Source organism: Kordiimonas gwangyangensis DSM 19435 = JCM 12864 (assembly GCF_000375545.1).
Taxonomy (GTDB): Bacteria; Pseudomonadota; Alphaproteobacteria; order Sphingomonadales; family Kordiimonadaceae; genus Kordiimonas; species Kordiimonas gwangyangensis.
Genome location: NZ_AQXF01000006.1, coordinates 21,980 through 33,831, shown reverse-complemented (window position 1 = coordinate 33,831; position 11,852 = coordinate 21,980). Strand labels below are relative to the sequence as shown.

At 58.2% G+C, this 11,852-nt stretch carries 11 protein-coding genes and 1 riboswitch; of the genes, 6 read left to right on the top strand and 5 right to left on the bottom strand.

Going from position 1 to position 11,852, the window contains the following annotated elements; all coding sequences use genetic code 11:
* The first annotated feature begins 8 nt into the window (after window positions 1-8).
* The 3 genes from B150_RS21585 to pseC all read left to right on the top strand — a co-directional run bounded on the left by B150_RS21585 (window position 9) and on the right by pseC (window position 4,326).
* Window positions 9-2,003, top strand: a complete 1,995-nt coding sequence (locus tag B150_RS21585) for a hypothetical protein (RefSeq protein WP_020401023.1) — start codon at window positions 9-11, stop codon at window positions 2,001-2,003.
* Window positions 2,004-2,088: 85 nt separating this feature from the next.
* Window positions 2,089-3,126: a UDP-N-acetylglucosamine 4,6-dehydratase (inverting) gene (gene pseB, locus B150_RS0116330; RefSeq protein WP_020401022.1), complete on the top strand. Its 1,038-nt coding sequence runs from the start codon at window positions 2,089-2,091 to the stop codon at window positions 3,124-3,126.
* A gap of 12 nt (window positions 3,127-3,138) precedes the next feature.
* The gene (gene pseC, locus B150_RS0116325) at window positions 3,139-4,326 is read left to right on the top strand and encodes a UDP-4-amino-4,6-dideoxy-N-acetyl-beta-L-altrosamine transaminase (RefSeq protein ID WP_020401021.1); all 1,188 of its coding nucleotides are present in this window, start codon (window positions 3,139-3,141) and stop codon (window positions 4,324-4,326) included.
* Window positions 4,327-4,506: 180 nt separating this feature from the next.
* On the opposite strand, the gene B150_RS0116320 is transcribed toward pseC, so the two are convergent.
* From B150_RS0116320 to B150_RS0116300, 5 genes are all read right to left on the bottom strand, one after another.
* On the bottom strand, window positions 4,507-5,337 hold the full coding sequence (locus B150_RS0116320) for a flagellin (RefSeq protein WP_020401020.1): 831 nt from the start codon (window positions 5,335-5,337) through the stop codon (window positions 4,507-4,509).
* 249 nt (window positions 5,338-5,586) lie between these two features.
* Window positions 5,587-5,907 carry a hypothetical protein gene (locus B150_RS0116315; protein ID WP_155860110.1) on the bottom strand — a complete coding sequence of 107 codons (321 nt, stop codon included), beginning with the start codon at window positions 5,905-5,907 and terminating at the stop codon, window positions 5,587-5,589.
* Complete coding sequence (locus tag B150_RS0116310; RefSeq protein ID WP_020401018.1) at window positions 5,904-6,383, bottom strand: hypothetical protein; 480 nt, start codon at window positions 6,381-6,383, stop codon at window positions 5,904-5,906. Before B150_RS0116310 ends, B150_RS0116315 begins: the two co-directional genes overlap by 4 nt.
* A 1-nt stretch (window position 6,384) precedes the next feature.
* Window positions 6,385-6,723 carry a rod-binding protein gene (locus B150_RS0116305; RefSeq protein ID WP_025896087.1) on the bottom strand — a complete coding sequence of 113 codons (339 nt, stop codon included), beginning with the start codon at window positions 6,721-6,723 and terminating at the stop codon, window positions 6,385-6,387.
* Window positions 6,723-7,850 (bottom strand): flagellar basal body P-ring protein FlgI, encoded by a 1,128-nt coding sequence (locus B150_RS0116300; protein ID WP_020401016.1) that lies wholly within the window; start codon window positions 7,848-7,850, stop codon window positions 6,723-6,725. The genes B150_RS0116305 and B150_RS0116300 overlap by 1 nt, the downstream gene beginning before the upstream one ends.
* A gap of 212 nt (window positions 7,851-8,062) precedes the next feature.
* On the opposite strand from B150_RS0116300, the gene B150_RS0116295 reads away from it, so the two are divergent.
* The 3 genes from B150_RS0116295 (at window position 8,063) to metE (ending at window position 11,836) form a co-directional block, all read left to right on the top strand.
* Window positions 8,063-8,485, top strand: a complete 423-nt coding sequence (locus B150_RS0116295; protein ID WP_020401015.1) for a flagellar assembly protein FliX — start codon at window positions 8,063-8,065, stop codon at window positions 8,483-8,485.
* 176 nt (window positions 8,486-8,661) lie between these two features.
* Window positions 8,662-9,099 (top strand): RNA polymerase-binding protein DksA, encoded by a 438-nt coding sequence (gene dksA, locus B150_RS0116290; protein ID WP_020401014.1) that lies wholly within the window; start codon window positions 8,662-8,664, stop codon window positions 9,097-9,099.
* 92 nt (window positions 9,100-9,191) lie between these two features.
* Window positions 9,192-9,393: riboswitch (cobalamin riboswitch) on the top strand.
* Window positions 9,394-9,568: 175 nt separating this feature from the next.
* Window positions 9,569-11,836, top strand: coding sequence for a 5-methyltetrahydropteroyltriglutamate--homocysteine S-methyltransferase (gene metE, locus B150_RS0116285; protein ID WP_020401013.1), 2,268 nt, complete (start codon window positions 9,569-9,571; stop codon window positions 11,834-11,836).
* The last annotated feature ends 16 nt before the right edge of the window (window positions 11,837-11,852 follow it).

Here is an 11,852-nt window from a genome sequence, read left to right as displayed (position 1 = left end):
GGGCTTCCTTGTCGGGCATTCTTTCATATACCGCCTTCCATCTGAACCTTGCCTTCTCCTCCGTTGAGGAAGAAGACCACGCGACCATTGTGGAGCGCTGCTACTGGCCGCTCCTGAAGCTCGCCGAGGCTGGTTTCCCGATCGGCATCGAAGCCACCGGCTATACCCTCGAAGCTATCCAGCGTGTGGACGCTAACTGGCTGACATCATTGCGGAAACTTGTGGCTAATGGCGCGGTTGAGATGATCGCGAGCGGGCACGTGCAGATGATCGCACCCCTTGTGCCGCCTGAGATGACCGAGTGGAACCTGAAGCTTGGCCTTGAAGACTATGAACGCCTTGTGGGCGTACGCCCGAGGATTGCGCTGATTAACGAACAGGCCTACGCGCCCGGTATTCTGCCGCTATATAAAGCCGCCGGTTTTGACGCCATCATGATGGATTGGGCCGAGCCCGCGAGCCACCACAAGGAATGGGGGCGAGAAAAATACCATATCCCTCAAAGGGTTATTGGTGCAGACGAGTGCGTCATGCCTGTGGTTTGGTCGGATGCCATATCGTTCCAGAAATTCCAGCGCTATGCCCATGGGGAGATTGACGCCGAGGAATATTTTGAGTTCCTGACGCTCCAGATCGAAAACGGGGTGAAGGCGCTGCCGGTTTATACGAGCGACGCCGAGATTTTCGATTACCGCCCCGGGCGCTTTAATACCGAAGCCGCCATGGCTGGTGGCGCGCTGGAGGCGGAGAGAATTCGTCTTCTCCTTCAAGCGCTTAAGGCAAGCGGTGTGGTCAAACTTGGGCTGCCGAGCGAGGCGCTGGCGTTGGTGGACGAGGGGGCTGAGCCCATCCGGCTTGAGAGCGCGGCGGCACCGGTGCCGGTCAAGAAACAGCGCAAATATAATATCCTGCGCTGGGCCGTGACGGGGCGTGATGACCTTGGCCTCAATACCTACTGCTGGCGGCTGTTTGAAAAAATGCGCGCGGAAGGCGTGAAAGACCCGCAAGAGTGGCAAAAACTGTGCGAAATGTGGGCAAGCGATTTTCGTACCCATATCACCGAAAAGCGTTGGAAATCCTTGCGAAATAGCCTTTCGCCGCTGCCGCACACTGTGCGGAAACTGTGCGGAAACTGTGCGGAAATTCCGTCCCATATTCGCGTGCTGCCCGACAACCGTTTTCTCGGCATCGAGACCGACGATGGTCACCTGATGCTGAACCTTTATCGCGGCATGGCGATACACAGTTTTGGCTATGGTTCCATCGAACCCTATGTGGCGGGCGCACCATCACCAAACGGGCTGATTGGCACCATGGCGCATGGCTTTTATGAAGACATAGCGTATGGCGCTGACTTCTATAGCGGTCATCTGGTTGCCGAACCGCTGAATGCCCACAAGGTGACAGACCTGCAGCGCTGCCAGCCGACGTGGGGCTATGACGAGGAGCGCGGCGGCGTTCAGGTCTATGCGGTGATCGACACAAGCTTTGGGCCTGTCGAGAAACAGATCACCTATTTTCCTGAGGACCATATGCTTGAGGTCTGTTATGTCGGCCTTTCCGATAAGCCCATGCCCGGCCCCAAACGCATGGCGCATGTGACCCTTAACCCACGCGCCTTCAACCGGAAAAAGCTGTATTATCAAGCGCATAACGGTGGCCGCACGCCGGACCGTCACGCGCTTTGGCAGCGCGGTATGGTGACCGTGAACCACGGCAACCATGTCTCGCGCCTTGTCTCGGCCTCGACGGGGCTTGGCATGACTGGCGGCTATGTGGAACTGGGCGACGACAGGCACGCCGTAAGGGTGGAGATGGACCGGACAGACGCCGCGGGCGCCGGCCTCATTCAGTGCGAGGCAGTGGGCGACAGCTTTTTCGCCCGCGCCGCCATCACCCTCCGCGAAACTGACGAGACCGCTTCCCGCAGCGACGAAGACCTCCGCGCCCACATCGGGCGACCATATATTCGCTACCGCATTCGTCTGGTACGGCACTCCTAAAGCCCTCAAATATAAAGAAGTTCTTTGAAGCGCCCTTTTGCGGTGCTAGTCTTTGGCGCATATGAAGGTTCAAGGGGAGCGGCCCATGGCTATCAAGAGCTTTGACACATCAAAAACCGACCTGAACGGCAAGTCCATCCTGATCACAGGGGGCACGGGCTCGTTCGGCAAGATGCTGCTGAAAGCTATCCTCCGTGACCATAACCCGCGCCGGGTGATCATTTTTGCCCGCGGCGAATATAATCATTTCCTGCTGCAAAACTCGCTTCCTGAAGAACATGTGAAAAAAGTACGTTTTTTCATCGGTGACGTGCGCGACATGGACCGCTTGGTGATGGCAATGCGCGGCGTGGATGTTGTGGTGCATGCGGCAGCGCAGAAACAGGTGCCGCTGGCGGAATATAACCCGTTTGAATGTATCCGCACCAACGTGATTGGCGCGGAGAATGTGGTGCAGGCCTCGATCCGCGCTGGCGTGAAGCAGGTGATTGCGCTGTCGACCGACAAGGCGGTGAACCCCATCAACCTGTATGGCGCCAGTAAGCTGGCGTCGGACAAGATTTTTGTGGCGGCAAACTCGCTCGCCGCTGCGACGGGTACCCGCTTTGCCGTGGTGCGCTACGGCAACGTGCTGGGCTCACGCGGCAGTGTGATCCCGTTCTTCCGCGACCTTTTGAAGAAGGGCGCGACCGAGCTGCCGATCACCGACCTGCGCATGACCCGGTTCTGGATCACGCTGGAGGAGGCGGTGAATTTCACGCTGTCGTGCATGCCGATCATCCAGGGCGGTGAGATTTTTGTGCCCAAGATCCCGAGCATGCGGCTGCCAGACCTTGTGGAAGCGCTGTCGCCCGGCATGGCGATCAAGAATGTGGGCATCCGCCCCGGTGAAAAGCTGCATGAGATCATGATCACCGAACATAACGCCAGCCACACGGTGGATATGGACGACCGTTATGTGATCGAGCCCGAATGGCACTTCTGGGACCGCACCAATCTGGTGGAGAAGGGCTACAAGACCACCCCGGAAGGCTTCGAGTATTCGAGCGACAAGAATGACGACTGGCTGACGGTTGATGAGCTGCGCGACATTCTGGCCACTATTCCCGAGGGTGGCGAATAGCCACAAATCACCATGAGCCAATCTTTCCTGCCCTATGGCCGCCATCAGATTGACGAGGACGATATTGCCGCCGTCGTTGATGTGCTAAGGCACGGCATGCTGACATGCGGCCCCAAGGTTACCGAATTTGAAGCGGCGTTTGCTGACGCCGTGGGGGCGAAGGAAGCGATCGTGTGCTCAAACGGCACAACGGCGCTGCATCTGGCGGCGCTGGCGGCGGGTATTGGCCCCGGCGACAAGGTTGTGGTGCCTGCTGTCACTTTCCTTTCAACCGCCAATGTGGTGCGCATGTGCGGCGGTGATGTTGTGTTCGCTGACGTGGACGCTGACACCGGCCTCATGACCGCGGAAACACTTGAGGACGCTATAGCGCGCGCGGGTGGCACGGTGAAGGCCATTATGCCGGTGCACCTCAATGGCCAGTGTGTCGACATGGATGACGTGAAAGCAGTGGCGGAGCGTGTGGGCGCGGCCATCATTACCGACTGCTGCCATGCGCTTGGTGCCACCTATATGCAAGGCGGCCACCCGGGTGACGGGCAGTTTGAAGATTTTGCCTGCTTCTCGCTCCACCCGGTTAAATCCATCGCCATGGGCGAGGGCGGGGTGGTGACCACCAATGATGCCAAAGCGGCGCGCCGCATGCGCCAGCTTCGCGGCCATGATATGGAGCGCGACAGCGACCGCTGGAAAGTGGCCGAGCAGGGCTTTGACAGCACAGGCGAGGCCAACCCCTGGTATTATGAAATGCAGGAACTGGCCTATAACTACCGTGCGACAGACATGCAGTGCGCACTGGGGCTAAGCCAGCTCACGAAACTTGAGGGCTTTGTGGCCCGCCGTGCACAAATTGCCGAGCAGTATGACAAGGCGTTTGCCAGCATGTCGAACCAGTTGAAGCCGGTACGCAGGACCAAGCTTGCCGCCTCGGGCTGGCATCTTTATCCGGTGCTGATTGATTTTGACGCTGCGGGCCGTGAGCGCGGTGCTGTAATGCGGGCACTTCAGGCGCATGGCGTTGGCACGCAGGTGCATTATTTGCCGGTGCCGTGGCAGCCTTACTATCTGGATCTATACGGGGAAGCGGATTATCCGGGGGCAAAAGCCTATTATGAGCGGGTGCTCAGTTTGCCGATCTACCCGGCGATGACGGATGCGGATGTAGCGCGCGTGGTTGCGGCGCTGAAGGACGTTCTGTAGGGCGCTGGGGCATGTGATGCCGCGCTGGAATGTACTGAAAACTTGGCATTTCGCTGAAAGGCACGCCGCCTTTCTGAATTTTCTGGCTCATACGACATTTTGACCGTGCTGGCCGGGGCCTTTTTGGCCCCGGTTTGCACGTATCGGGAAATGTCATGAGTGTCAGCCATCAGGCGGCTCTTAACCCTGGAAGAGGGAAAGAATTGCTTGCGGCGACTGGTTGGCGATCGAGAGCGCCTGTACGCCGAGCTGCTGTTTCACCTGCAAGGCCTGCAAGTTCGCACTTTCTTTGGCCATATCGGCGTCAACAAGGTTACCGATACCGACTTCGATCACATCCGCCAGTTTGCCAGCGAAGGAGCGGTTCTGTTCAAGCGCGGTCGAGCCGGAACCAAGGCGGGTCAGCACACCGTTGAGGTTGTTGATCGCGTCCGTGATGTTCGACACGGCGGCAGAAGCCGACGACTGGGTCGAAATTGCCTGGGTCGCGGTGATCGGAATATTGGTGCTGCCCAGTGTCAGCGTCTGGTGGCTTACCGTCAGCGTCTGGGTCGCATCAGCGTTGGTGATGGCAACGATAGCGTCGGTGCCGCCGTCAATCAGGTTGGTGCCGTTGAACGTAGCGTTTTCAACGATGGTCGTGATCTGGTCACGAAGGGCAGTAAAGTCCTGGCTCAGCGCGTCGCGGCTGATCGTATCAAGGCCTTGGTCTGCTGCGGCAACCGCTTTCTCTTTCATCTCGAGAAGCAGGTCGGAGATCGCACCAGCGGCTGCAAGTGCCACGTCAACGGTGGAGATACCACGGTCGAGTGACTGTTTAACAGCGTTCAGGCCTTTCAGGTCGCCGCGCAACTTCTGCGCGATTGAGAAGACTGCTGCGTTATCTTTTGCGGAGGAAATTTTCAGGCCCGTGTTGATGTGGGTCTGAGTGGTTTCCAACTGCTTGTTGGTCAGGTTCAAGTTACGGAGTGCGTCAAGTGCACTAGCGTTTACGTTAATTGAAAAGGTCATTTAACCTCTCCTCTCATGACATATTTCCCGGCCGTCCAATTCGGCTTGCCTGCTTAATTGCAATAGGTGTGCCAGTTTTTTATTGTTGTAACATATTGAAAAATAACAGTTATTTTTAACGTTGGAATCTTTTGCCACAAAGGGAGGAAAAATGAGTCAGGACATTCTCATGAGCGGGTGCGGCAAAAAGAGCAACATCTGCCGGGTGGCACGACTTTTGGGATGTGAGAAAATTGTGCCGCGTGGCGCCTAGCGGCGCGGGGCGGCCTGGCGGGCACCGCCCGAGCCGGAAGTCGGCTTGTCTTTTTTCTTCGCTTCACCACGCTTTGGGGTTGTGGTGGGTGCGCAAGCGCCTGCGCCCTGAATTTCAGGAATGAAGACCGATGGGCGCATTGAGGAAACAAGCTGGGTATTCATCTGGGGCGCGCTTGTTGTGGCGCGCTGAAAGCTCAACAGTTCATGCTGAAACTGCCCGCGTCCCGGGACATCCGGCAGGCGGGCAGTGCTGGTATTGGCATGTTTGAGCAGCGCCATAAGCGCTGCCTGCGGTATGGTAATAACGCCCGTCATATCACCTGGTTGAGGCTGAGCGACGTGGGACGTGCGCGCGCAGCCGACTGCACGGCATTTTTGCCGTAACCCACAACAGAGCGGTTCCGTTTGGAAACTTCCTCGCCCACGCTGCGGATAAGGCCTTCGCTCACGGACTTGAGGCGCAGCACAACACGCGCATGATCACGCAGCATTTCACGGAACTTGTCCGTCAGCTTGCGGATATATTTGCGCTCAGGCGAATCCTTGGGGCCAAGCGATTGCTCGTTCACCCGCAGGCGGTTGAGCGTTTCGCGGTATTCGGCCATCAGGCGGCTTTTTTCGGCGTGAAGCTTCTGGGCGTCACGCGGGCGGCGCGCCTTGAGAAGTTCTGTTTCGCGCGCGATAAGCTCTGTCAGCGAAATGGTCAGGCGTACGAGCTGCGCACCCTGGCCGGTGATCGGCGGCGGCGCGTCGCTGGTTTGTGGCTTCAGCGGTAGAGGATCAAGCGGCATATCAGGCCTCCTGCATTTTCAGAAGTTCACGGTAAACATTGTCAGCAATGCCAATACCGCCTTTTTTGGCGATGGACTTGCTTGCCTCATCCACCATCATCGAGCGGTAAACCCCTTCGGCTGGACCGCCGCCCATCAGGCTGTCGGTCTCGATTGTCTCGAACATCGGGTTCAGCATCTGCGCGATGAAGATGGCTTCAAACTGTTCTGCGGCTTCGCGGGCCTTGAGTTTCTGTTCCTCGGTGAGGTTAGAGCCCAGGCCACCGGCGGCACCGCGTGCGGCGGCAAGTTGTGCCTCAACCGCTTGCGTTTGCGCCGTATTGATCATCTGGGTCTGCATTACATCACCTGAATTTCGGCTTGCATCGCGCCGGCAGCTTTAACCGCCTGCAGGATGGAGATCATGTCGCGTGGGCCAACGCCAAGGGCATTGAGGCCGTCCACGAGGTCTTGCAGCGTTACGGTTGGCGGCAGCACGGTCAGTTTTTCCGTGCCGGTCTCTTCAACCGTGACAGAGCTACGCGGGACAACCTGGGTCTGACCGCCCTGGGCAAAAGCACCAGGCTGCGAGACTTGCGGCTGTTCGGAGATGCTGATCGTAAGGTTACCCTGTGCGATGGCGACCGAGTTGATGCGCACTTCAGAGCCCATAACAATGATGCCGGTGCGCTCATCAATGATCACTTTTGCCTTCTGGTCAGGCACGATCATGATCTGTTCGATATTGGTGAGGATGTCCACAAGCGCCAGTTCATAGCCGATCGGACGGTCCAGCTGGATCGTCGCCGGGTCAAGAAGGCGGGCCATGTCGGACTTCATGGTGTCGTTGATGGCATTGGTGATGCGTTTTGCCGTCGTCAGGTCCGGGTTATGGAGCGACAGCTTGACCGACGTAAGGTCGGAAAGCTCGAACGCGATCTCACGCTCAACGATGGCACCGTTTGCGATACGGCCGTTGGTCGGCACGCCCTGCACGATGGAGGCTGCTTCACCCGATGCGCTGAAACCGGCAACAGCCACAGCGCCTTGCGCCACGGCATATACTTCACCGTCCGCACCCATCAGGGGCGTTGCAATCAGCGTACCGCCCTTGAGGTCTTCAGCGTCACCCATGGAGGAAACGTTCACGTCAATCCGGTTACCCTGGCGCGCGAAGGAGGGCAGGGTGGCGGTAACCATCACCGCAGCCACGTTCTCCGGCCGCATGCTCTCACCCTTGGCGTTGACACCAAGACGCTCGAGCATCGAGGTCAGGCTCTGTTCCGTATAAGGCGTGTTGCGGAGCGTATCGCCCGTACCGTTCAGGCCGACCACAAGGCCGTAACCGATCAGCTGGTTTTCACGAATGCCCTCGATGGACACAATATCCTTGATGCGTGATGTGCCGGCGGCCGTGCTGGGCAGGGAAATACCCAGGCTCAGGACAGCGACGGAGATCAGCTTCAGAACGCGTGAATTTTTCAACATGGTTCGGCACCTTTGGTTTAACGCGCCCGGCCATATTTGCCGGACATGAATTCTCATGCCCCTTACATGCGAAGACCGTGCCAAATTGATGCTCTGGATAATATGTTGAAAAGTAACGTTTTTTTAAGTGCGCTCAGATATACATGGATAAATTTACCGGATGGGTGTAGCAAGGCTTGCTCTCGCCTAGTGCAAGGAATAAATTGGTAGCCATGAAGATTACAGGCCCCGGTCAGATCCAGTCCAAGACGATCAAGAAGACGTCTCGCAAGTCGTCCTCGAGCGACAGCAGCGTATTCACAGGCGCGCTTGACGACAGCGCCCCCGCGCAAGGACCAGCCCGCGCGGCGGCGGCAAGCCCGCTTGCTCCTGTAAACTCGCTCCTTTCCCTGCAGGAAGTGCCAGACTCGACGCACAGCCGCTCAAAGGGCCTGAAGCGCGCTGAGGAAATGCTTGATATCCTTGAGGAAGTCCGCAAAGGGCTGCTCCTCGGCTCCATCCCCATTACGAAGCTTCGCGGCCTTGCTGACCTCGCAAGGAATCAGCGCGGCAAGACAGAAGACGCAAAACTCAACGCCGTGCTTGCCGACATCGAACTTCGGGCCGAAGTTGAGCTGGCCAAACTTGGCGTTTAATTCCAACGACTTGTCCGCTATTTCAATCTTGCGCAAAGCCGCAGTTTCACTACGTTTTTATTACGCCTTGTACTCCTAGCCTGAAATCATTATATAACGGCGCGGGTCTTCGGGGGATTATGGCGAAGACTGGCAATATGTATGTATTGGCAATGTGTATTTGTTAGGGAGTGACAATGACGGAAACCTTAACTGCGACAGCGACCGAATTGCCTGAGGGGTATGTGCCGTCGCCAGACGAAGAATTCATGAACCCGCGCCACCTCGAATATTTTCGGCGCAAACTCGAAGCCTGGAAAAAAGATATTCTCCGCGAAAGCGCTGAAACACTGCAGAACCTTCAGCAGGACAACCTGCGCGAGCCCGATATTGCGGACCGTGCCTCGTCCGAGACTGACTGGTCGGTAGAACTGCGCACCCGCGACCGCCAGCGCAAGCTGGTTTCCAAGATCGACAGCGCCCTGCGCCGGATCGAGAACGGTGAATACGGTTACTGTGAAGTGACCGGCGAGCCGATCAGCCTCAAGCGCCTTGACGCGCGCCCGATCGCGACCATGACGATCGAAGCGCAAGAAGCGCATGAGCGTGCCGAGAAGGTACACCGCGACGACTAAGCCGCGGGCGCAAGTGAACAAAATTCAGGGAGCTTCGGCTCCCTTTTTTGTTGGCCAACTATATCTTTCTTGAAAACATAAAGATTTCTTTATATTGTTTTCTTGCCGTTGGTTCCCGCAAGGGAATAACAGGGAATTCGGTGCCGGGTGCAGGATGTGCGCCCCAGTCCGAAGCTGCCCCCGCAACTGTTGGCGGAGACGGATGCCCATAATTGCCACTGGTGTGCATGCACCGGGAAGGCGGGCATTCTATGGTCCGCGAGCCAGGAGACCTACCTGCGGCGCAATTTTAATCTTGTGTCCGGTCGGGGTGAACCGGTGGAGATAAGCTGATGAGCAAACGAATGCCCCCGCGCCCATAAGGCGCTTTCCCGATTTCGAGCATGGCACCCGTGTGTCCCGCATCTTTGATGCGCGGCAAGCGCGCGTGCGTTTGCATCAGTTTGTCCCTTATTGAGGACTGAATATCATGAGTAAATCTGCCAACCTTGGTTTCCCGCGCATCGGTGGGGACCGTGAACTGAAACGCGCCCTTGAAGCCTTCTGGGCGGGTAAAACCCGCGCGCGGGATTTGGAGGCGACGGGCGCAGTACTACGCCGTGCGCATTGGGCCCGGCAAAAGAATGCGGGGCTTGATATTATCCCCTGTGGCGATTTTTCCTTCTACGACCAGATGCTGGACATGATCACCACTTTGGGGGCTGTGCCTGCACGTTATAGGGGGGAGGGGCTTGACGCGCCGTTCGCCCGCTATTTCGCCATGGCGCGCGGCACGGCGGGCTTGCCGGCGATGGAAATGACCAAATGGTTCGACACCAATTACCACTATATTGTGCCAGAACTGTCGCCGGACCTCACGTTCAGCTTTGCCGATAGCCGCATTGTGGATGAGTTCACGGAAGCCAAGGCGCAGGGTTTTGACGCCCGCCCGGTGATCATTGGCCCCATTACTTTCCTACGCCTCGCCAAGGTGAAGGCAGGTGACGAAGGCGCGCTTGACTACCTTGACCGCCTGCTGCCGGTTTATGCGGAAATTCTTGCCGCGCTTCAGGCCGCGGGTGCGAGCTGGGTGCAGGTAGATGAACCGGCCTTCTGCCTTGATCTGGGTGATGACTGGCTTGCGGCCGCCACCAAGGCTTACGGCGCGCTTGCGGGCGCGGCACCCAATATCATGCTGGCAACCTATTTTGGCAGCGTCGCGGATAAGCTTCCTGCGCTGCTCACGCTTCCTGTCGCTGGCCTACATCTCGATATCGTGCGGGCGCCCGAACAGCTCGATGGCGCGCTGGACCTGTGGCCGCGGGGTAAAACCCTGTCCCTTGGCGTGGTGGATGGCCGCAATATCTGGCGCACTGACCTTAGCGCCGCGCTTAAGTTGGCCGCGAAAGCACGCAGCGTTGTGGGCAGCGAGTTCCTTGAGGTCGCGCCCAGTTGTTCGCTCCTTCACGTGCCGGTGGACCTGAATGTGGAAGAAGCGCTGGACGCGGAAATCCGCCCTTGGCTCGCGTTCGCGCAGCAGAAGCTTGATGAAGTGGTGGTGCTGGCCGGTGCCGCTGATGAGGGCAGGGAAGCTTATGCCCCAGCCTTCCATGACGCGGATGATGCGGTGGCCGAACGCCGTGCGTCGCGCCGGGTGCATAGCCCGGTGGTGGCAGCCCGCCTCGCGAACGAGCGACTGGATGGCCGCGCCCCCCGCGCAGAGCGGGAAGAGGCGCAGGCAGCCAAACTTGGCCTACCTGCTTATCCTACCACCACCATCGGCTCCTTCCCGCAAACGCAGGCGGTCCGGCAGGCGCGCGCTACCTACCGGAAAGGCGTGATCTCAGATGCGCAGTATGACGAATTCCTCCGTGCGGAAACCGAGAAAGCCATCCGCTTTCAGGAAGACGTGGAACTTGACGTGCTGGTGCACGGTGAGTTTGAGCGCAATGACATGGTGGAATATTTTGGTGAGCTGCTGGAAGGCTTCATCTTCACCAAAAAGGCGTGGGTGCAGTCCTACGGCTCGCGCTGCGTCAAACCGCCGATCATTTTTGGCGATGTGTCGCGTCCCGTGCCCATGACGGTGAAATGGTCGGCTTACGCCCAGTCACTGACGAGCAGGCCGGTGAAGGGCATGCTGACGGGCCCTGTGACCATATTGCAGTGGTCCTTTGTGCGTGACGACCAGCCACGAGAGGCGACTTGCCGCCAGATTGCCTACGCCATCCATGACGAAGTGCGTGACCTTGAGGCCGCGGGCATCGGCATCATCCAGATTGATGAACCCGCCCTCAGGGAAGGTTTGCCGCTCAGGCAGGCCGACTGGCAGCGCTATCTTGATTGGGCGGTGGACTGCTTCCGCATCTCTGCCTGTGCGGCGGGGGCGGCTACGCAGATCCACACCCATATGTGTTATGCCGAGTTCGAGGACATCCTGCCGTCTATCGCCGCGCTTGATGCCGATGTTATCTCGATCGAAGCATCACGATCCGGCATGGAGCTCCTCGGCGTGTTCCGCGAATTTGACTATGGCAACGAGATCGGCCTCGGTGTCTATGACATCCACTCACCAAGGTGCCCGGAAGCGGGTGAACTGCGCGAAAAAGTAGCCGCAGCGGCCACCGTTTTGAAGCCGGAACAACTTTGGGTGAACCCGGATTGTGGCCTCAAGACCCGCGCATGGGACGAGGTGAAGCCCGCGCTCAGCGCCATGGTATCCGCCGCGAAGAGCCTGAGGTCCGAATCGAGTCGTTAGGAGTCCTAACAGGCAA

What these genes read in the sequence shown, in the direction of transcription:
- pseB (WP_020401022.1), top strand. Translation starts at nt 2,089, where the DNA reads ATGGCTATCAAGAGCTTTGACACATCAAAAACCGACCTGAACGGCAAG.
- pseC (WP_020401021.1), top strand. Translation starts at nt 3,139, where the DNA reads ATGAGCCAATCTTTCCTGCCCTATGGCCGCCATCAGATTGACGAGGAC.
- B150_RS0116320 (WP_020401020.1), bottom strand. Translation starts at nt 5,337, where the DNA reads ATGACCTTTTCAATTAACGTAAACGCTAGTGCACTTGACGCACTCCGT.
- B150_RS0116315 (WP_155860110.1), bottom strand. Translation starts at nt 5,907, where the DNA reads ATGACGGGCGTTATTACCATACCGCAGGCAGCGCTTATGGCGCTGCTC.
- B150_RS0116310 (WP_020401018.1), bottom strand. Translation starts at nt 6,383, where the DNA reads ATGCCGCTTGATCCTCTACCGCTGAAGCCACAAACCAGCGACGCGCCG.
- B150_RS0116305 (WP_025896087.1), bottom strand. Translation starts at nt 6,723, where the DNA reads ATGCAGACCCAGATGATCAATACGGCGCAAACGCAAGCGGTTGAGGCA.
- B150_RS0116300 (WP_020401016.1), bottom strand. Translation starts at nt 7,850, where the DNA reads ATGTTGAAAAATTCACGCGTTCTGAAGCTGATCTCCGTCGCTGTCCTG.
- B150_RS0116295 (WP_020401015.1), top strand. Translation starts at nt 8,063, where the DNA reads ATGAAGATTACAGGCCCCGGTCAGATCCAGTCCAAGACGATCAAGAAG.
- dksA (WP_020401014.1), top strand. Translation starts at nt 8,662, where the DNA reads ATGACGGAAACCTTAACTGCGACAGCGACCGAATTGCCTGAGGGGTAT.
- metE (WP_020401013.1), top strand. Translation starts at nt 9,569, where the DNA reads ATGAGTAAATCTGCCAACCTTGGTTTCCCGCGCATCGGTGGGGACCGT.